At 71.3% G+C, this 19,078-nt stretch carries 16 protein-coding genes; 7 read left to right on the top strand and 9 right to left on the bottom strand.

Annotation, left to right across the window (positions count from 1 at the left end; genetic code table 11):
- Nucleotides 1-68: 68 nt before the first annotated feature.
- Both CDO52_RS18410 and CDO52_RS18415 read left to right on the top strand, forming a co-directional pair.
- Nucleotides 69-572, top strand: coding sequence for an LURP-one-related/scramblase family protein (locus CDO52_RS18410; RefSeq protein WP_017618161.1), 504 nt, complete (start codon nucleotides 69-71; stop codon nucleotides 570-572).
- Between the two features lie 95 nt (nucleotides 573-667).
- Nucleotides 668-1,519: a deoxyribonuclease IV gene (locus tag CDO52_RS18415; RefSeq protein ID WP_094932567.1), complete on the top strand. Its 852-nt coding sequence runs from the start codon at nucleotides 668-670 to the stop codon at nucleotides 1,517-1,519.
- A 63-nt stretch (nucleotides 1,520-1,582) separates the two neighbouring features.
- Here CDO52_RS18415 and CDO52_RS18420 read toward each other — a convergent pair whose 3' ends face one another.
- Nucleotides 1,583-1,834, bottom strand: a complete 252-nt coding sequence (locus CDO52_RS18420) for a GlsB/YeaQ/YmgE family stress response membrane protein (protein ID WP_094932568.1) — start codon at nucleotides 1,832-1,834, stop codon at nucleotides 1,583-1,585.
- A gap of 466 nt (nucleotides 1,835-2,300) precedes the next feature.
- Here CDO52_RS18420 and CDO52_RS18425 point away from each other — a divergent pair, with 466 nt between their 5' ends.
- Nucleotides 2,301-2,651: a hypothetical protein gene (locus CDO52_RS18425; RefSeq protein ID WP_026125699.1), complete on the top strand. Its 351-nt coding sequence runs from the start codon at nucleotides 2,301-2,303 to the stop codon at nucleotides 2,649-2,651.
- 390 nt (nucleotides 2,652-3,041) lie between these two features.
- Entirely contained in the window at nucleotides 3,042-3,488 is a 447-nt protein-coding gene (locus CDO52_RS18430; protein WP_017618156.1) for a hypothetical protein, read from the top strand.
- A 91-nt stretch (nucleotides 3,489-3,579) separates the two neighbouring features.
- Here CDO52_RS18430 and CDO52_RS18435 read toward each other — a convergent pair whose 3' ends face one another.
- The 3 genes from CDO52_RS18435 to CDO52_RS18445 form a co-directional block, all read right to left on the bottom strand.
- On the bottom strand, nucleotides 3,580-4,182 hold the full coding sequence (locus CDO52_RS18435; protein WP_051060700.1) for a hypothetical protein: 603 nt from the start codon (nucleotides 4,180-4,182) through the stop codon (nucleotides 3,580-3,582).
- Nucleotides 4,183-4,321: 139 nt separating this feature from the next.
- On the bottom strand, nucleotides 4,322-5,509 hold the full coding sequence (locus CDO52_RS18440; RefSeq protein ID WP_232524245.1) for a VLRF1 family aeRF1-type release factor: 1,188 nt from the start codon (nucleotides 5,507-5,509) through the stop codon (nucleotides 4,322-4,324).
- A 159-nt stretch (nucleotides 5,510-5,668) separates the two neighbouring features.
- Nucleotides 5,669-6,643 (bottom strand): pirin family protein, encoded by a 975-nt coding sequence (locus tag CDO52_RS18445; RefSeq protein ID WP_094932569.1) that lies wholly within the window; start codon nucleotides 6,641-6,643, stop codon nucleotides 5,669-5,671.
- A gap of 235 nt (nucleotides 6,644-6,878) precedes the next feature.
- Between CDO52_RS18445 and CDO52_RS18450 the strand changes: the two genes are divergently transcribed.
- Nucleotides 6,879-9,308 carry a Tex family protein gene (locus tag CDO52_RS18450; protein WP_017618151.1) on the top strand — a complete coding sequence of 810 codons (2,430 nt, stop codon included), beginning with the start codon at nucleotides 6,879-6,881 and terminating at the stop codon, nucleotides 9,306-9,308.
- Nucleotides 9,309-9,528: 220 nt separating this feature from the next.
- Here CDO52_RS18450 and CDO52_RS18455 read toward each other — a convergent pair whose 3' ends face one another.
- Entirely contained in the window at nucleotides 9,529-10,677 is a 1,149-nt protein-coding gene (locus CDO52_RS18455) for a DUF2157 domain-containing protein (RefSeq protein WP_017618150.1), read from the bottom strand.
- Nucleotides 10,678-10,867: 190 nt separating this feature from the next.
- Nucleotides 10,868-11,932: a fatty acid desaturase family protein gene (locus CDO52_RS18460; RefSeq protein WP_017618149.1), complete on the bottom strand. Its 1,065-nt coding sequence runs from the start codon at nucleotides 11,930-11,932 to the stop codon at nucleotides 10,868-10,870.
- Between the two features lie 599 nt (nucleotides 11,933-12,531).
- Between CDO52_RS18460 and CDO52_RS18465 the strand changes: the two genes are divergently transcribed.
- Nucleotides 12,532-13,866 (top strand): hypothetical protein, encoded by a 1,335-nt coding sequence (locus CDO52_RS18465; RefSeq protein ID WP_094932570.1) that lies wholly within the window; start codon nucleotides 12,532-12,534, stop codon nucleotides 13,864-13,866.
- Nucleotides 13,867-14,091: 225 nt separating this feature from the next.
- Here the strand turns inward: CDO52_RS18465 and CDO52_RS18470 are convergent, their stop codons facing one another.
- Nucleotides 14,092-14,310 (bottom strand): hypothetical protein, encoded by a 219-nt coding sequence (locus CDO52_RS18470; protein ID WP_017618146.1) that lies wholly within the window; start codon nucleotides 14,308-14,310, stop codon nucleotides 14,092-14,094.
- Between the two features lie 325 nt (nucleotides 14,311-14,635).
- Here CDO52_RS18470 and CDO52_RS18475 point away from each other — a divergent pair, with 325 nt between their 5' ends.
- The gene (locus tag CDO52_RS18475; RefSeq protein WP_094932571.1) at nucleotides 14,636-16,435 is read left to right on the top strand and encodes a hypothetical protein; all 1,800 of its coding nucleotides are present in this window, start codon (nucleotides 14,636-14,638) and stop codon (nucleotides 16,433-16,435) included.
- Nucleotides 16,436-16,450: 15 nt separating this feature from the next.
- On the opposite strand, the gene CDO52_RS18480 is transcribed toward CDO52_RS18475, so the two are convergent.
- Entirely contained in the window at nucleotides 16,451-18,649 is a 2,199-nt protein-coding gene (locus CDO52_RS18480) for an NB-ARC domain-containing protein (RefSeq protein WP_094932572.1), read from the bottom strand.
- 65 nt (nucleotides 18,650-18,714) lie between these two features.
- On the bottom strand, nucleotides 18,715-19,056 hold the full coding sequence (locus CDO52_RS18485; RefSeq protein ID WP_017618143.1) for a DUF2277 domain-containing protein: 342 nt from the start codon (nucleotides 19,054-19,056) through the stop codon (nucleotides 18,715-18,717).
- Nucleotides 19,057-19,078: the final 22 nt, after the last annotated feature.

Below are 19,078 nucleotides of genomic sequence, written 5' to 3' on the forward strand. Positions count from 1 at the left end.
GCCAGGGCATCCTCCACGCGAGGGAGTGCCGTGCCCGGCCACACGGGGGAATCGAGAGAGGCTGAGCCATGAAGTTCCTGGTACGGGAGCGCATTTTCGACATCGGTGACGACTTCTGGGTGGAGGACGAGCAGGGGCAGCGGGCGTTCTGGGTCGACGGCAAGGCCCTGCGGCTGCGCCAGACCTTCGAGTTGAAGACACCCGACGGGCAGATCCTGTTCGTGATCCGCAAGAAGCTGCTCAGCCTGCGCGGCGCCATGGAGATCGAGCGGGACGGGCAGACCGTCGCCACGGTGCGCAAACGCATGTTCAGCCTGCTGAGGGACCGGCTCGACGTCGAGCTGGCGGACGGCGGGAGCTGGGAGATCACCGGCAGCTTCCTCGACAAGGAGTACGCCATCAACGACTCCGAGGGGCCGGTCGCGCAGATCTCCCGGAAGTGGTTCCGGCTCCGCGACACCTACGCGGTCGACGTCAACACCTTCCGCGGCGACCTCGGCGGCGATCCGGCCCTGGTGATCAGCGTGGCCGTGTGCGTGGAGGCGCTGAGCGGGCGGAGCGCCGAGGAGTAGCCCGGCGTGCAGGCCCCCGCGGGCCCGGGTCCCCTCCGTGGGGCGAGTGTCCCGGTCGAGTCGGCCCGGTCCGGCGGCTAACGTGGTGACCTGCCATGTCTGAACTTCCTTTCACGCCCATCGGGGCGCACGTACCCGTATCCGGCGGGCTGGCCAAACGCGGCCTCGCCTACACCGCCGAGATCGGCGCCGAGACCATCCAGGTGTTCGTCACCAACCCGCGCGGCTGGGCCACCGCCGCCGGTGACCCGGATGAGGACGCGCGGCTCCGCGAACGCGACGACCTGCCCGTCTTCATCCACGCCCCCTACCTGATCAACCTGGGGGCGCCGGACGCCAAGGTGGCGGACAGGTCGACGGCGTCGCTGGAGCACGCGCTGCGGCGCGGTGCGGAGATCGGGGCTCGGGGCGTGGTCGTGCACACCGGATCGGCGGTCAAGGGCACGCGCACCGACGGACTGGAACGGATGCGGTCCCGGCTGCTGCCCATGCTGGAGCGGCTCGGGGACGACGTCCCGCCGGTGCTGCTGGAGCCGATGGCCGGGCAGGGCCAGGTGCTCTGCGCGACCGTGGACGACCTTGTCGGGTACCTCGACGCGCTGGACTGGCATCCCCAGGCGGCCGTGTGCCTGGACACCGCGCACGTGTTCGCCGCGGGGCACGACATCGCGACGCGCGAGGGCATGCGGGACATGCTGGACCGGTTCGGCGAGGTCGTCGGAGCCGACCGCCTGCGGCTGATCCACGCCAACGACTCCAAGGAACCGTGCGGCAGCAACAAGGACCGGCACGAGAACATCGGCGCGGGCCACATCGGTGCCGACCCGTTCGGCGAGCTGTTCCGCCACCCGGTGAGCGCCGGAGTGCCCATCACACTGGAGACCCCCGGGCCGGAAGGCCCGCACGCGACGGACGTGCGGACGCTGAAGAAACTGCGCGAGGGCTAGTACCGCAACGGGCGGACACCGGGTGCCGCGGTGGGTCCCCCGGTCATGGCCACGCGGGCGTGGTCACGCGCCCCGCGTGTACAGCTTCTCGGCGAGGACCACCGCGGCGGCCGCCACGAGGACCTGGACGATCAGCACGAGCAGCCAGAAGGTGGTGAACACGGCGGCGATGGCGCCGCCGACGAACGCCGCGATGATTCCTAGGATCAAGGTGAGCCAGATCGGAATCGCCTGCTTGCCGGGAACGACGAGACGGCCGAGCGCGCCGATGATCAGGCCGACGACCAGTGCGCTGATAATGCCGGTGATCTCCACGGACCCTCCCAGGATCGATCTTGGACGTGTCCCGTCCGCACAGGACGGTCTGTTGCAGGGGTTACCCACCGCGACGTGCTCGAACGCTCACGACACAGCACCAGAAACACAAAGGAGATCTTCGGGATTCGGCGTCCCCGACCGCATCGGCCGTATCGCTGTTCCACCGACGCGACCTGGCCGTTTGTCAGAAAGAAACACCACGCCCGCGAACGCGGTCCCCGTCCGGCGGGCCGAACCGGCGCGCAACCGGGCCACCCGCGTGCCCTCCGGCCCCGCTGCGGACACCGGAAAACCGCCCAGGAGGCCGTCCGGATTCAGGCCCGCGGGTGGGCCGGATCAACCATTCCGGCCTCCCTCCAGAATCGGGTAGGTAGTGTCCGGGGATTCCCGCTTCCCCCGGGGACAGTGGCTCGGGGAGTTGGGCCACAATGAAAGCGACGCGTAACGGAGGGCGGTGCACACCATGGATCCGGTGAGTCTGGTGCTCGGAGCGGCCATCGCATTCGGCGGCGTCCTCGTCGGCCGAATGCTTCCCAGGCGCGCCGACCGGCAGGCCCTCCAGCTGCACCAGCAGCAGCACCATCAGCAGGCCCTCTCCTCCTCCCAACGCACACCCCAGCCCATCTGCGGCTGCGGTCACCACCTCGTCTTCCACGACCAGAAGACCAAGATGTGCCAGGCCCAGGTCGTCATCCCCGGACGCTGGACCGGGCAGACCGGGGGAACCTACCGCCAGTGCATGTGCCAGGGGTACCGGGGCCCGGTTCCGCTGGACGAGTACTACGCCCCTGACCTGCTCAACGACGACGGCTGAGGCGCTCCGGCACTCCCCGCGCCGGTCGCGGCGAGAGCAGGCGTCGACCCACCGCCCGGTGGGTCGTGATTCGCCAGGTGGGACGGGTACATCATCCTCATGGGACTGCAAACCGCCGAGCTCGTGATCATCGCCTTACTCGCCGTCGGGATCCCGACGATCTTCGCGACGGTCACGCTGCTGATGCGCCACCACTCGCAGCACAGCTTCCGCCGCTGAGCGCGTCACCGTCCGGGCGCACGGCGATGCGCCATGGCGGCGGCGTGGCCCTGAGGCTGTGCCGTGGCCATACCCGGCCGACAACGCAACCGGTCAGCACGGCGTCTAACGGATGACACGACAGGGTGGTGTGCGTCACCATCCCACCATCACGCCTCACGAGGGTGCTCTATGTTGCTGTTGTCCGCTTCGCGTCTACGACGCGCCGTCATCGCCGCGGCTGCCGCGCCGCTCGTGCTGACCGCGGTGAGCGCGTCCGCGTCCCCGTCCTCCGCCCCGGCACCCGCTGCCTCGGCGGACGCCCACGAGACCCACCGGCTGGCGACGAGCCAGTTCGGCACGGATCTGAGAACCACACTGACCGCGACCCGCGTCGGAACGTATGACGCGACGGTCGAGGTCGTCGCCTACCGCATGGAAACGCACGGCTGGAAGGTCGTGGACCGGGCCCCGGTGGACGGACCCTGGTTCTGGTATCCGCTGACCGGCCGCGGTGGCGTGTGCGAACTGGGCGTCGCCGACCGCCCCGGCGAGAAGGAGATCACGGTCAGCGTCAGCCTGCTGCAGTCCCCCTCGCTGGGCTGCTCACCGATGCGGGAGATCTCCCTGCGGGGCTGACCGGCCCTCCACCGGACAGCGGCATCGCCTGCCGATCCCGGTCCGCTCCTGACCCGCTCTCGACGTGCTGACCCCGGCCTCGGCTTCCCGGTCAGCACGGCGTGTGCGACGCCTCCGCGGCGTCGTGGTCCGCCCGAGTCACCCGCTGCAGCAGCCCCCAGGTGAAGTCGGCGATGAAGCGTCCGTCCCGCCCCTCGGCGTCCGGGGCGCCGAACATCAGCCGCCAGCGCGACGGCGCGGTCCCCTCCAGCGGCGTGGCGGGGGCGAAGGCCCGGGCGACGTCGTCGATGACGCAGGACCACGGTTTCAGGTCGCTGACATCGCGCAGGGTGGGCGCGGGCGCGTCGGTGTCGCGGACCAGCCATTCCTGCACGACCTCGCCGCTGGGCAGGGCGACGACCTCGAAGCGCAGGTCGGGCCAGAGGTCCAGGGGCCAGCGGTGCGCGCGACAGGTCAGGTCGCCGATGGGCTGGTCGCGGACCGTTTCCGCGGGGCCGAGGACGGCGGAGTAGCGCCGTGCCCCCGTGGGACCGCGCCTGGAACGGACCATGGCCTGCCAGCGGCGGTTGGCCTCCCGCATCTCGGTACGCGAGGCGCCCAGTGCGCGCATGGCGTCCTCGACACGGTCCGGCTGGAAGTCCGCCATGCGCCGCAGCAGCACCAGCTGGAACCCCCGCGCGTCGATCCCGGCCATCGCCACAGCGTGCGCCCTCCCGGCCGTTTCTCAGTGTTGTCCGCGGAATTCCCGACCCGGTGCCGGGGCTCCGGGTGCTCGGGCCGACGCGGGCAGCGCCGGGCGCCCCGCGGGTACGGGGCGCCCGGCTATCGCCGTGTCACCAGCGCAGCAGCGCGGCGACGCCGTCGTCCTCGGCGAGCACGTCCGCCGCCCCTTCGGGCAGCACCGTCACCTCGGAGCCGCCGACGAGGCCGAGCTCGATCATCCGCTCGCCCAGGTCCCGTTCGGACGTCATGTCGGTGGCGGACTCCCCCGGCGGGGTCTCGCCCTGAGCGTAGTACCAGCCGTTCGCGGCGCGGTGGCCGCGCATCTCCCGGGATCCGTCGAGGAAGAGGTGGGCCACCCGGCCTTCGCGGAAGGCACCGAGGGTGTCGCTGAGCCCGACGGTCCCCTGCCCACCGGAGAGTGCGGCGTCGCGCGCCTGCTCGGCCTGTGTGCGGCAGCGGCGGACGCGCGCGGCCTCCAGCTCCGGGCGCACCCGCGCGGCGATGTCGGAGGCGGACAGGGTCTCGACAACGCGGTCCAGCAGAACGATGTCGCGCGGGCCGTTGGCCGGGAGGCCCTTGCGGACGACGTCGATCAGCCGGGAGTCACCGGTGATGACGATGGACCGCCACCCCTGCTCGTCGGCCAGCTCGGTGATCCTCGGACGCACCGAGTGCAGGTAGCGCAGGAGCTGCTCCTCCATTCGCCGGTCGAAGCGGTCGGTCTGGCTCGCGGAGCGGTCGGCGATGCCCGGGCGGCCCGCCGATCCCGGACCGCGCATCTCGCGCCACTCCCCGGTGTCCGCCGCGAAGGTGAAGCGCGTGAGGTCGCGGGCGATCCCGAACCGCATGTCGACGACTCGCACCCCGTCCTGTGCCACCGCCAGGACACCCGCGGGAGCTCCCGTGGCGAAGGCGGCGGCCAGCGGCCGCAGATAGGGCTTGGGTTCCAGGACAGCGCAGTCGTCGAGCGGGACCTGCACCACGACGGTGCGTACCTCATCGCTGCTCACCGGGGCGAACAGCGCCCGCCCCAGGCCCGGCTCGGTGGCGCCGAGGATCCCGTCGAGTTCCGGTTCCAACGCCTCCAGCCGGGTGAGCACGGCTGCGGCGTGCTTCTTGTCGCCGTTGGAGGCGACCTTGTTGCGTAGACGGGTAATCGCGTTGGCGACGGTCCGCCGCCAGGTGGGTGAGGCTGTTCGGTCTCGTGGATCGGCCGTCGCGTAGACCGAGAGCACTCCACTGTCGTCCGACATCGTCGCCAGATCGCGCAGCGACGTCTGATCAAGGATCACGGTCATACCGCCCCTCGTCGATGTGCCCCATCCGGCGGACCGGAAGAGGTGATGCTTCCCTCCCTAACAGGAGAACAGGGACGTTATCAATGCTCGGTGAGTGACGGGCCAGAGTCAGACCAAGGGAACGCAATGAGGCCCCCATGGCCTCGGGAATTTCGGTCCTCAGGACACGTCGTGGCCGGGGTGCGGCGCGGCCGGGATCGTGCCGAACCGACCGGCGCGGACGTCCTCAACGGCGCGGACGAGTTCCTCGCGCGTGTTCATCACGAACGGCCCGTAGGCGGCGACCGGCTCGCGGATCGGCCGCCCGCCCAGGATGAGCACCTCCATCCCCGCGGAGCGGCTGTCCTGGACGGTGCCTGCCTCCACGGTGATGGCGTCCCCCGCCCCATAGACGGCGAGCTGCCCCATCTCCAGCGGGCGGCGCGACTCCCCCGCCATGCCCGCGCCCGCGAGGGTGTAGACGAGCGCGTTGAAGTCGGGCCGCCACGGCAGGCGCAGCCGCGCGCCCGGCGCCAGGGTGGCGTGGACGAGGGCGATCGGTGTGTGCGTGATGCCGGGTCCGCGGTGTCCGGCCACGTTCCCGGCGATCAGCCGGAGCAGGGCGCCGCCGTCGGCGGAGCTGAGCAGCTTCACCTTGCCGCGCCCGATGTCCTGGTATCGCGGCTCGGTCATCTTGAGGCGGGAGGGGAGGTTGACCCACAGCTGGATGCCGTGGAACAGCCCGCCGGACATGACGACCTCCTCGGGTGGCGCCTCGATGTGCAGCACCCCGCCGCCCGCGGTCATCCACTGGGTGTCGCCATCGGCGATGATCCCACCGCCGCCGTTGGAGTCCTGGTGGCGCAGTTCGCCGTCGATAAGGTAGGTGACCGTCTCGAATCCGCGGTGCGGATGCCAGGCGGTCCCCTTGGGCTCACCGGGTGCGTAGTCCACCTCGCCCATCTGGTCCATGTGGATGAAGGGGTCGAGTGTGCTCGGGCTGAGCCCGGCGAAGGCGCGCCGGACCGGGAAGCCCTCGCCCTCGAATCCGGACGGAGCTGTCGTGACGGACGTGACAGGTCGGCTGATCGCGGTCGGGTCCGGCTCGGGAACGCGGGGCAGGACCAGGAGGTCGTCGACGGTGACTGCGGGCATGGACTCTCGCCTCTCCTTCGGCACGGCCGATGTCCACCGGCCATCCCCCCGGGAACACTACATACGTTTGCATCATTCCGGCATGGCGTCCAGAAGGGTCCGCGGCGCCACGGCCCACCCGCCCGCCGCCGACCGCGTCACACTGTCGCCCCGATCCACGGCCCCGGCGTGACAACCCGTTCCGCCACCAGGACAATGCATCGGTGTCCCTGAGTAAGAAGGTGAACAAGCCAACGTGACGACCTCCATCGATCAGCGGATCGCCGACGAACTCGGCGTTCGGGAGCAGCAGGTGACGGCGGCCATCGGGCTGCTCGACGACGGCGCCACCGTGCCGTTCATCGCCCGCTACCGCAAGGAAGTGACCGGCACCCTCGACGACGCCCAGCTGCGCACCCTCGAAGAGCGGCTGCGCTACCTGCGCGAACTGGAGGAACGCCGGACGACCGTGCTGGAATCGATCCGCGCCCAGGGCAAGCTGGACGACGCGCTCGAAGAGCGGATCAGGCAGGCCGATTCCAAGGCCCGGCTGGAGGACATCTACCTCCCCTACAAGCCCAAGCGCCGCACCAAGGCCCAGATCGCCCGCGAGGCCGGGCTCGAACCGCTCGCCGACCTGCTCCTCACCGACCCCGGACAGGACCCCCAGGCCAGCGCCACCGCCTACGTCGACGCCGACAAGGGCGTCGCCGACGCCACCGCCGCGCTCGACGGCGCCCGCGCCATTCTCGTCGAACGCTTCACCGAGGACGCCGACCTCGTGGGAACCCTGCGCGAACGCGTGTGGGAGCGCGGCCGCCTGGTGGCCAAGGTGCGCGAGGGCAAGGAGACCGACGGCGCGAAGTTCGCCGACTACTTCGACTTCGCCCAGCCGCTCATCGCGCTGCCCTCGCACCGGATCCTGGCGATGTTCCGCGGCGAGAAGGAGGAGGTACTCAGCCTCACCCTGGAGCCGGAGGAACCCGCCGAACCCGTAACCGAGCGCCGTGCCCCGAGCACGTATGAGACCACCATCGCCGCGCACTTCGGCATCGCCGACCGTGGACGGCCGTCCGACAAGTGGCTGCTCGACACCGTGCGGTGGGCCTGGCGCACCCGCGTCTTCGTCCGCCTCGACATCGACCTGCGGATGCGCCTGTGGCAGGCGGCGGAGGACGACGGGGTGCGCGTGTTCGCCACCAACCTGCGCGACCTGCTGCTCGCGGCACCGGCCGGAACCCGGCCGACCATGGGCCTGGACCCGGGCATCCGCACGGGTGTGAAGGTCGCGGTGGTCGACGGCACCGGCAAGGTGGTCGCCACGACCACGATCTACCCGCTGGCGCCGCAGCGGCGCTGGGACGAGTCGCTGGACACCCTCGGCCGCCTCGCCGAGGAGCACGGCGTCGAGCTGGTCGCGATCGGCAACGGCACGGGGTCGCGGGAGACCGACAAGCTCGCCGCCGAACTGATGAAGCTCCGCCCCGAGCTCGGCCTCACGCGGGTGACGGTGTCGGAGGCGGGCGCCTCGGTGTACTCGGCCTCGGCGTTCGCGTCCAAGGAGCTGCCGGACCTCGACGTGTCCCTGCGCGGCGCCGTCTCGATCGCCCGCCGCCTGCAGGACCCGCTGGCCGAGCTGGTCAAGATCGACCCGAAGTCGATCGGCGTCGGCCAGTACCAGCACGACGTGTCCGAGGTGAAGCTCTCCCGGTCGCTGGACGCGGTGGTCGAGGACTGTGTGAACGGCGTCGGCGTCGACGTGAACACGGCCTCGGCGCCGCTGCTGACACGCGTGTCCGGCATCAACTCCACGATCGCGGAGAACATCGTCGCGCACCGCGACGCCAACGGACCGTTCCGCTCCCGCACGGCCATCAAGGAGGTCCCGCGGCTCGGCCCGAAGGCGTTCGAGCAGTGCGCCGGGTTCCTCCGCATCCCCGGGGGAGACGACCCGCTCGACGCGTCCGCCGTCCACCCCGAGGCCTACCCGGTGGTCCGCCGCATCCTGGAGCGTGCGGGCGTGCAGATCGGGTCGCTGGTCGGCAACGGGTCACTCCTGCGCACGCTCAAGCCGCGGGAGTTCGTGGACGACACGTTCGGCCTGCCGACCGTCACCGACATCCTCAGCGAACTGGAGAAGCCGGGCCGCGACCCGCGCCCGGCGTTCACCACCGCGTCGTTCAAGGAGGGCGTGGAGACCCTCGACGACCTGGAGCGCGGCATGCTGCTCGAGGGCACCGTCACCAACGTCGCCGCGTTCGGCGCGTTCGTGGACGTCGGGGTGCACCAGGACGGCCTGGTGCACATCTCGGCGATGTCGAAGAACTTCGTCAACGACCCGCGTGACGTGGTGAAGTCCGGAGACATCGTGAAGGTGAAGGTGCTCGACGTCGACATCGCACGCAAGCGCATCTCGCTCACCATGCGGCTGGACGACAACGCAGACGCTGACGCTGACGCTGCCTCCGCCGGGAGCGACGGCCGCGACGGCAAGAGCGGCCGTAGCGGCGCCGAAGGCGGCGGCCAGCGGGAGCGCGGCTCCTCCGGCGGAGGGCGCGGCAAAGGCGGCCAGGGCGGCCGCGGCGGCCGATCGAACCGGGAGCGCGGTGGACGGCAGGACGCCGCTTCGGGAGGCGCGATGGCCGACGCGCTGCGCCGCGCCGGACTCGACAAGGGCCTGAGCTGAGCAGACGCGCCGAGGCAGGTGCCACCGTCCGCGTCAGCGCGGGCCGGGCCGCGGGCGACCGGACCGCGGCCTGAGGTCACCGGAACCGGACAGGGCCGTGCGCCCCTCCCTCACGGGCGGGGGCGCACGGCCGCTTCGTCGTTCGGCGCCCACCGCCCGGCACGGCATCGGCCCGGACGAGCTCGCCAGACGCTGGACCGCCTCGCGGCCGCGGGCGACCTCACACGGGCCGGTCGGTCCCGGCTGTCGGCGCCGGACCGTTCGGCGTCGGCCCCTCGGGTGCCGGACCGGTGTCCGCTGGCGCGGCCTCGGCCGGCCCAGGTTCCCGCGGGGGTACCGCGGCACCGCCCCTGTGCAGCTTGATGCCGACCCAGCAGGCGGCGAGGAGGACGACCCCGGCCGTCAGCAGGATCGGCGCCGCGCCGATCGCTCCACCGGTGAGGTCCCAGACGACCTCCGTCACGCCCACGGTGATCCCGAGGATCCCGAACACGAGCAGCACCGCCGCCCGTTCCCACCAGTAGAAGCCAAGGCACAGCGCCGCCGTAGCCAGCGTCAGCACGTAGCCCAGCATCGACGTGTCCTCCTGGGCGAGCAGGAACTGCGCGCCGAAGAGGCTCATCCCCACTCCCAGGCCGATGCCGAGCCTGCGTTCGACCAACGCTCCCCATGCGGACAGAGCGGCCCATGCCGCACCCAACACGACCAAAGTCAGCCCTGTGGCAAGCGTGACGTCGGTGGTCTCCGTCAAGAGCGCGTTGAACGTCACTAGGACGAGCGCCCCGCTCATCCACCAGCTGACCACCAGCACCGCGGCAGAGGGCAGCACCGCGTATCCGGAGAGGGCGACCCCCAACCCGACCAGCGGGGCGACCCACTCCAGCCCCTCCGCGTCCTCGAGCCCGACGCTCATGGCGCCCGCCGTGGTCACCGCGGCCAAGGAGAACAGCACGCCGGTGACGCGGCGGCGCACAGTGGGAACCGCCGGACCCGCCGAGAGCCCCCGAAGCCGCCCGGCCAGCGAGTCCGGTCCGAGCGCCACGCTCGGGCCACCGGACATGACCAGCCCGGAAACCGCGGCGACCACGGCAATGGCGACGAGCAGCAGCACACGCATCGTGCCGTCCAAGTCCTGCCAGGCCGTGGCAAGGAGCGCGAAAACACCGGTCAGCACCAGGCCGCCACCGGCGTACCCGGCGATCTCGGCCCAGCGGACGAGCGTCCGACCACCTCCGCCTCCCACCCCGGCACGACGGAGCGCCGCTCCCACCGCGGCCGCCTGCTCGGCCGAGATCACGCCCTCGGCCACCAGCCGGCGCAGGACCTCCTCCCGCGCCTCGGAGTCACGGGCCCGCGCATCACTGGTCATCTTCGCCGTCCTCATTCTCGAACGCCGCAGCGGTCCGCGCCCGGTGATCGGGCACGGACCGCTTACGGCTGTCGCTGGACACCTACCCTCGCGATCTCCATCTCACCGCGCACACGGGCGGGGCCGCCTGAGTACGGGTACTCAGATCGCGCGGCCGGTTCCGGCCACCAGGGGCGCCGGTTGCGACGAATCAGGCCGCCTGGGCCGCATCGCGGATCGGCGTACCGACGCTGTGCAGGTGGCGCATGGCCTCGACGTGCGAGCGGATGAACCCGGTCTCGTGATACGGGATCCCGATCTCGGCGCAGTACTCCCGCACGATCGGCTGCGCGCGGCGCAGGTGCGGGGTGGGCATGTTCGGGAACAGGTGGTGCTCGATCTGGTAGTTGAGGCCGCCCATGGCGTTGTCGATGAGCCAGCCGCCCCTGACGTTGCGCGAGGTCAGTACCTGCTTGCGGAGGAAGTCGAGCTTCTCGCCCTTCTTCAGGGTGGGCATGCCCTTGTGGTTGGGGGCGAAGACGTTGCCGAGGTAGACGCCGAACAGGGCCTGGTTGATCGCGATGAACAGGACGGCCTTGCCGGGCGACATCACGGAGAACACGATGGCCAGGTAGATCGCGAAGTGACCGAAGAGGAGGGCGCCCTCCAGCCAGCGCTGCTTCATGTAGGGCTGGAACAGGGCCCGCACGCTCTGCGCGTGCAGGTTCAGGCCCTCCAGAGTGAGCAGCGGGTAGAAGAGGAAGGCCTGGAAGCGGCCGATAAAGCGGGGCAGGCCCTTGGCTTCGCCGGCCTGGTCGGTGGACCAGACGAGGACGTCGGGGTTGACGTCGGGGTCGAGGTCCTCGTGGTTCGGGTTGGCGTGGTGCCGGGTGTGCTTGTCCTGCCACCACCCGTAGCTCATGCCGATGCCGAGGTTGCCGACGAGGCGGCCGCACACCTCACTGGGGACGCGGGTGCGGAACACCTGGCGGTGGGCCAGGTCGTGGGCGACCAGTGCGACCTGGCCGAACATGGCGGCGAGGAAGACCGCCGCCAGCATCTGCCACCAGGAGTCGCCGAGGACGAACACGGCCGCCCAGCCCGCGGCGAAGAGAAGGCCGATGCTGCTCAGCCGCAGGGCGTAGTAGTGGAAGGGCGCGCGATCGAGCAGGCCGGCGGCGCCGACGCGCTGCGACAGTCGGGCGAAGTCGCTCCCCCGTCCCGACGGTGAGCGGCGTCGTGTCCGGGCATCGGGCTCGATCGGGCTGCTGTTCACTCCGGTGGCGGGCAAGGTCGTTCCTCCTCGGCAAGGGGGCTCCCGCGTCCGGCACGGTCGCGAACTGGGAGACACAGAAAGATGGGGGGCAGCGCCTGGTGCGAAACGCTGGGTCGTGGGGGTGGGCGGGTGGGGTCAGCCAGCAGGCCCTATGACGCGGTCATAGGAACCCGCGGGGTCGTACGTTGCGATGCGAGCGGAGTCGGCCGACCGGTCACCGCGTCGATGGCACGTGCTCCCTCCCAGGCAATACGGAGATCGGCACCGTGTGCGCCCGAGCGCGCCGCCGGAACCAACACCACCAACCTACGGAGCACGACGGGACAGCCGCCATGGCTCGGGCACGCCCTTGTCAGGGGGTGCTGGCACCCCCTTAGGACTTCTCCTCCGCACTGGTGTGCACCACGCCCGGGCCATCGGATCCTGTCACGCTCGTCACACTACCCGCTCCCCTGGCCATCCTTTGTCCACATGATCGGGCCGCGGCCGCCATCCGCACCCCTCCCCCACGTGCGGGGCGCTGGCACCACTTCGACAGAACCGCGAACACCTCCACCTGCTGGTGTACTTCGACGCACACGACACGGCAGACTGGCGCCATGCTGAGCGAACGAGAGGCGCTGACGGTACTGCGCCGGGAGAATCCCGAGCACGCCGAAGACGCGGCCGCCGCCATGGGCTGGCTGTCCAGCGGTGGCCTGGAGGGCATCGATCTGCTGCGCATGCAGGACTTCCTCTGGTACGCCCTGCCGGTCAAATGGATGATCAGCACGGAGAAACGTGTGCAGGTGGCCCATGCGCTCGGTCGCCTGCTCAACCTGAACGGCCTGGAACGCTACGCGGCGGTCTGCGAGTCCAAGCTCACCGAGCAGATCCTGCGGATCTATGAGGAGGAGGGCCACGACGCCGGGGTGGCCGCGTACACCGAGGCCACCACCAGGAGTGGCTCGGTGCCCACCGCCACCCCGCTGCACACCTGGGGGACGCTGATGGGCCCCGAGGAGAACGCGGCGTTCGGTGACTGCGCGGCGGCGCTGGATCTGGCCCTGGCGTCGGGCGAGCTGCGGGTGGGCGGGCGCGGGTGGAAGAAGGCGCGCGAGGCGTTGCTCACACGTTGGCTCACCCAGGAGCGGCCCGAACTCGATGGCGCCTGCTGGCTGGAGCGCATCCACTCCGAGAGGTTGGAGACGTGGGTCGTGGAGCGCCACGGGGAGCGCTCCACCCTCGCGGGGGAACTGGCTCCGCGGCTGCTGGCCATGCCCTGCAAGGCCCCCGATCCGGCCCCGGACGGGGTGCTGCGCGCGCTCGGTTGGCTGCTGGGGCACAGCCGCGACCGGCTGCCGCTCACCGCACGGCACTACATCGCCCCGACGCTCGTCTCCGAGGCCGTCGACCTGTTCGGCTGGCGCGAGTGGCTCACCGGCCCGCTCAACCGGGAACTCGATGTCCTCCCTCTGCACACGCTGCGCACGCTCGCACAGCGCGAGATGCGCGCGATCCGCCGTGCCGGCACCTCCCTCGTCCTCACCAAGACGGGCGTCCGCATGCTGGAGGACCAGGACGTGTTCTGGCGGACCGCCACCGCCGCTGTCATCGGTCGCGAGGACGGCGAGCCCGACTTCGGTGTCGCCGTGCGGGAGGCGGCTCTTCTGGTTCTGCTCACCTCCACGCCGCGCACCGCCGACGAGCTGACGCGGCGGCTCACCTCGATGCTCGCGGAGGAGGGCTGGGCGTTCCGCGACGGGGGTGACCTCGGCGGGCCGATCCGGAGGGAGACCCACCGCTTCCGGTACCGGATGTGGGCGTTGGGCATGCTCGACGACGACTGCCTGGCGGACGAGCCGCCGGTGCTGACCGAAGGCGGCGAGATCACCGCGCTTGCCGCTTTGCGTGCACGGGCACTGCGTCCCCGCTATCGGACCGACGTGGAGTAGCCCGTGTCGTCTTGATCGAAACCCCCTTCTTTACAATGTAGATTTCGACAGGGGTCACCGAATGCGGACCCCACGGGAACCACCGCCGGGCAGCGCGGCGCCACGACAAGCGAACATGACATCGACTCCTGGGCGGAACGGCCGATCAGAGCCGAACGAACAGGGTGCGGAACGTGCGCGCCAGGGCAAGGCCGTCGCAGCCGCCGTTGACGCGCCCATCTACCGTCAGCAGGATGCCCCCAGGTCGACCTCGAGTACGGCCGACGCGCTCCACACGTCGCCGGGCGCATAGGTCAGGCCGCTGGTGCGATCGACGTCGAGCGGATGCCACGCCTCCGGGAACACCGTCCGCGCGCCGCCGGTGTCCGCGCCGCTGCGTTCGCCGTCGTCCCCCTCGCTCTCCTCACTCTTCCTGCTCAGCGTTCCCTCGCCCAGGCCCCGCACTCGACGGCTCGCACAAGAGCACCCCCGCCTCCGCGCGATCGCCCGCCAGGTAGCACGGTACACCCGAGCTATCACCCAGAGTGGCGAAACGCGTCGACTCGAGCGACGAGGCCACCCGCACGGCCCGCCGGACGCGCCCCCGGCGAGCGCGCCCCCGCACGAGCAGCACCGGCCCTGGCCGCACCGATCCTCTATCCTGGTCGGCTGATACGACCACCTGTCACCTCGACTGCCGCCACGACCACCACTGCCCTCGCGATCCGGCGTCGCGTCCGTCCACCGCAGGACGTGCACGTCGGCAGAACTAGAAAGACCAACGCTCCTGGTGGACAGAGAAGACGACCCTTGGGGGACGATCGCCACCGAGCGCGAGGTCCTGGCCATCGCCCGCAGCGTCCCCTCGACCAACCGGCTCCTCGACGTCATCGGACTCTTCGGCGGGGACGACCGAATCCAGGTGACCTTCGTCGTGGACCCGGGCTCGGTCTCGGAGCCGGGCGTCCGGGGACTCCTCCACGGGGCAGGGGTCATCCGGGTCGAGTCGTGGCAGCAGGTCCTCACCGATCAGGGGCGATTCGCCCTCGCACTCGCCGCGAGCCCCAAGGGACCCCTGCACGAGCTGGATCCCCCACTGGTGCTGATGCCGCACGGGGTCGGCCACAACCGGCGCGTCGGGGAGGCACCCGGGTCGCTCACCTCCGCGTCGGGACTCGACCCGTCGCAGCTCCTGCACGACGGCCGGGTCGTTGCGGACCGCCTCGCCCTGTCGCATGCGGAGCAGCTCGCCCGCCTGAGCCGGACCTGCCCGCCCGCGGCACGGCACGGCGTCGTCGTGGGCGATCCGACCTTCGACCGGATGCTCGCGCATGCGGGGCGCCGCGACCGCTACCGGACAGCCCTCGGCGTCGGGGGAGGCGACGGTCCCGGAGGCGCCGGATTCGAGGCCGGAGCCGGCGACGGAACCGATCGGCGATTCGTGGTGCTGTCGTCGACCTGGAATCGCGACTCACTGCTGGGAGCGGAGCGCGATCTCATCCGCGAGCTGCTCGCCGCGCTGCCCGTCGACCACTACCGCGTCGGCTTGATCGCCCATCCCAACGTCTGGTACCGGCACGGCCGGGCGATGCTGGAGCTGTGGTTCGCCGACGAGATCGAGGCGGGGCTTGTTCTCATTCCCCCGTACGAGGGCTGGCGGGTCGCCCTCGTCGCAGCCGACGTGGTCATCGGCGACCACGGGTCGGTGACCTTCTACGCGGCCGCTATCGGGCGTCCGGTCCTCGTGGCCGCGTTCGGCGACACCGAGCTGGATCCGGCCTCGCCACTGCTGACGTTCGGGCGCGGCGCCCGACGGATCGATCCGGGCGCCGATCTGGAAGAGCAGGTCCTCCGGGCGACGCAGAGCCGTCCCCCGTCCGTCGCCGACCTGCTGATCGAGCACCACGGCGGATCGGCGGAGCGGATGCGGGCCCTGCTGTACGGGCTGCTCGACCTTTCCGAGCCGCGAACGGCGGCGCGCTACCTGACGCTCCCGGATCTCGAGGTCAAGGGCGAGGACGTCACGGCATGGCAGGTGGAGTTCAGCGCTCCCGCGGGTGGCCGCAGGGGACGCCCTACCGGAGCCACGGCCAGCGGCGTGGACGCCGATGCCGCCGTCTCCACCGATGTCCTGCTCCGCCGCTTCCCGGCAGGTGCGCCGTCACCCGCCGCACCCGACCCGGACCGCCTGCTCGTGGTCGACGCGGAGGACACGGTCATGCCGCGTTGGCAGTCCGCCCACGCCTGGTCGCGACGGCGCCCGTTGTCCGAGCACGAGGCGGTGCGATGGCTCGGAACCAAGCTCGCGGAGTACCCGAAGTCCCGCCTCGCCGCGGCCGCGACGGGTGACGGGCAGGCCCTGCTGATCGACCGGGAGGGGCGCGGATTCCGCGCCCGCTCGCGGTCGGGGCCGCTCGACGCCGCCGTGCTGGCCGCGGCCGCGGCCGGCTGGGCCCGGACCGGCTGGGCGTGGCATCCGTGGCGACGCGGCGTGCGGGTCGCCGTGGGCGATACCGAGATGCGGCTGCAAACGTCCCCCCCCCCCCGGACGATTTCCGTTTTCTGGGGCCGACGGGTAGGCGTGGGGTAGCCGCCGGAGCCGACCTCAGCCACTCGCTCCCGGCGGAGACGGGGGCGGAATCCGCCGGTGGATCTCGGCGGCCTCATCGTCCACGTGGTAGTGGGAGTACAGCCGCTGCGTCCGGATGCGCAGGGCGCGGCAGCACTCGCTGTCCCCGCGCCGTTCGGCGATCTCGGCGAGGAGGCGCAGCGCCCGCGCCTCCCTGATGGGCTGTCCCGCGTCGGAGAACACGCGGCGCGCCGCCTCCGCCCGCTGTTCGGCCTCGGCCTCCCGGCCCTGAGCGTCCAGAGTGCGGGCGAGGGCGAGCCACACCCGGCCCTGGATGAGCTTCCAGTCGTGCACGAGGTACTCGGACCGCCGGGGGTCCTCCGCGCGGTCGAGTTCGGCAAGACGGCGGTCGGTCCGGGACTCGGCGTCACGCAGTTCGTCCAGGGCGCGGTCGAGCTCACCGTCCTTTCGGTGCCCCTCGGCAAGCTGGTAGGTCTGCAGAACGTCGCCGCGCGGACGGCCGCGCTCGCGGTGGATCGCACGCGACGCCGCGAGCGCCTGGCGCGCCGCTTCCCCGTCGGGGGCGGGGCTGCGTTCGTGCCCGTACAGCAGCCCGCGTGCCTCGAGGACGACGGCGCGGTTGAGCGGTTCGCCCGACGCGTCCGCCGCGGCTTCGGCCTCCTTCAGCAGTTCAGCGGTACGGTCCCAGTCCTCGAGTTCGAGGTGGAGGCGGGCCAAATAGGTCAGGCACCGGACCAGCCCGTGCAGGTGGCCAAGGGCCCGCGCGAGTCGGACCGCGTAGCCGAAGATGGCGGTGCCGATGGCCAACCGGTGCCGGTTGTAGCAGGCGGGCCAGGTGTGGTCGGCGAGCAGCAGCGCGGCGTCGGGGCGGTCGATGTCCACGGCCAACCGCATCAGGCCGGGGGTGTGGCCGAGGTTCCGGTCCTGCCAGTCGGCCGCCTCGACGGGCGTCGTGAACGGCTGCGGGTAATCGGCCGGGGCGACCGCGAACTCGCCGACGTCCATCGCGTCGGCGAGCCGGAACCGCTCACCGTTGCCGTACAGGTCCGCGAGCCCGTGGCCGACCGTGAAGAAACGCAGGATGACGGCGCGATCGACCGCGACGCTGTCCGGATCTCGCGTCGGACCGTTGCGTACCTGCGGGCGCGCGAGCTCGGCGATGCTGTAGCCGGACGCGCCGGTCGGTCGCAGCACGCCCGCCTCGAGCAGACCGGCGACGAGGTCGGGACCGTCCGGGCCCATGAGCGCGGTGCCGAGTTCCGCGGGGAAGAAGCGGCCCGGGTGCTCGGCGGCCTTGGCGATGAGCTCGGCTTCCCGTGCGCTCAGCCCGGACAGCCCGAGGTCGATGACCGCCTGTGCCGAGGGGATTCCGGGCTCGGCGAAGACGCGTGCGCGCACGGCGTCGACGAGGGAGCCGATGGTGAGTTCCGGGCGGCGGTCGAGGTGCGTTGCCGCCATTCGTAGGGCCAGGGGGAGGCCGCCGCAGAGGTCGACCAGCTGCTCGGCGCTGTCGCCTTCGTTCGGGTCGCGCATCAGGGCGTCGACAGCGGAGTACTCGCGCAGCAGCCGCAGGCCGTCGCGATCGCGGAGTCTCCCGAGTTCGATCACCTCGGCACCGTCGCGCTGCTCCGCGGCCGCGCCTACAAAACCTGGTCGGCAGGCGGCCACCATCAGGTGGGGGCCTTCGCCGGGCGTGAAGATGGCGACGTCCTCGCGGTCGGCGACGTCGTCGAGGAACAGCAGGAGGCGCCGACCCCCGGTGATGTCCCGGAACCGCCGTCCCAGCGCGTCCACGTCCGTCATGCCCTTGGCTGTGAGGTCGTGGAGTGAGGCAAGGAGACGGCGCAGCGCTTCGGCGTAGTCGGCGTTGCCCTCGCGGTCGCGGACTTCGGCGAGGTCGAGGTGGAGGGACTCGTCGAACTCGGCCCGGCTGCGTGCCCCGATCTCGGCCATGAGCGCGGTCTTTCCGATGCCCTCCGGACCCATCAGCAGGTAGCACGCGCCTCGCCCGCGCCTGACGACGTCCTCCACTACCCGGTCCACGCCGCGTAGTTCCGTGAGGCGGTTCGTGTACCTGCGGTCCGTTGGCGGAAACTGTCGCGGGACAGGTGGTGGTTCAGGAGGCGGCATGTTGACGATGAAGTCCCGCATGGTCTCGGACTGGGCGACGGCGCCCGAGACATCCCGCGTTTCGTTGTGCTGCGCCCCGGACAACCGCGTCCTCCTTCTCCGCTCAACAGCCGGATGGGATCGGGATTCTCTCCGCCGACATCGCGATCCTAGACCGCCTCCGTGCTCCCCTGCGCGCCCGTCGGCCCGATGGCCGTTTCCGGCCCGGGCAGGGTGGACGCGGGCGTCTCGAACCGGCGTTGGGATCGTTCGCGTGCGCGGGCGGCGTCCTCCTCGCGGGAGCGCGGCGGCGCGGTCGTCACCAGGGAGTCGAGCAGGTCAGCGGTGGCCAGCGCGACGGCGTCGACCGCGCGGTCGAAGGCCTCCTGGTTGGCGGCGGAGGGCCGGGTGGATCCGCTGATCTTGCGGACGTACTGGAGCGCGGCGTCGCGGATCTCGGCGTCGGTCGCGGACGGGTCGTAGTTGTGCAGGCGGCGGATGTTACGGCACATACCGGGAACCTACCCGCGGCCA

The organism is Nocardiopsis gilva YIM 90087 (genome assembly GCF_002263495.1).
Classification (GTDB): Bacteria; Actinomycetota; Actinomycetes; order Streptosporangiales; family Streptosporangiaceae; genus Nocardiopsis_C; species Nocardiopsis_C gilva.

Excerpts from the sequence above, each read along its gene's own strand:
- CDO52_RS18410 (WP_017618161.1), top strand. The coding sequence starts at position 69 with ATGAAGTTCCTGGTACGGGAGCGCATTTTCGACATCGGTGACGACTTC.
- CDO52_RS18415 (WP_094932567.1), top strand. The coding sequence starts at position 668 with ATGTCTGAACTTCCTTTCACGCCCATCGGGGCGCACGTACCCGTATCC.
- CDO52_RS18425 (WP_026125699.1), top strand. The coding sequence starts at position 2,301 with ATGGATCCGGTGAGTCTGGTGCTCGGAGCGGCCATCGCATTCGGCGGC.
- CDO52_RS18430 (WP_017618156.1), top strand. The coding sequence starts at position 3,042 with ATGTTGCTGTTGTCCGCTTCGCGTCTACGACGCGCCGTCATCGCCGCG.
- CDO52_RS18435 (WP_051060700.1), bottom strand. The coding sequence starts at position 4,182 with ATGGCCGGGATCGACGCGCGGGGGTTCCAGCTGGTGCTGCTGCGGCGC.
- CDO52_RS18440 (WP_232524245.1), bottom strand. The coding sequence starts at position 5,509 with ATGACCGTGATCCTTGATCAGACGTCGCTGCGCGATCTGGCGACGATG.
- CDO52_RS18445 (WP_094932569.1), bottom strand. The coding sequence starts at position 6,643 with ATGCCCGCAGTCACCGTCGACGACCTCCTGGTCCTGCCCCGCGTTCCC.
- CDO52_RS18455 (WP_017618150.1), bottom strand. The coding sequence starts at position 10,677 with ATGACCAGTGATGCGCGGGCCCGTGACTCCGAGGCGCGGGAGGAGGTC.
- CDO52_RS18465 (WP_094932570.1), top strand. The coding sequence starts at position 12,532 with ATGCTGAGCGAACGAGAGGCGCTGACGGTACTGCGCCGGGAGAATCCC.
- CDO52_RS18485 (WP_017618143.1), bottom strand. The coding sequence starts at position 19,056 with ATGTGCCGTAACATCCGCCGCCTGCACAACTACGACCCGTCCGCGACC.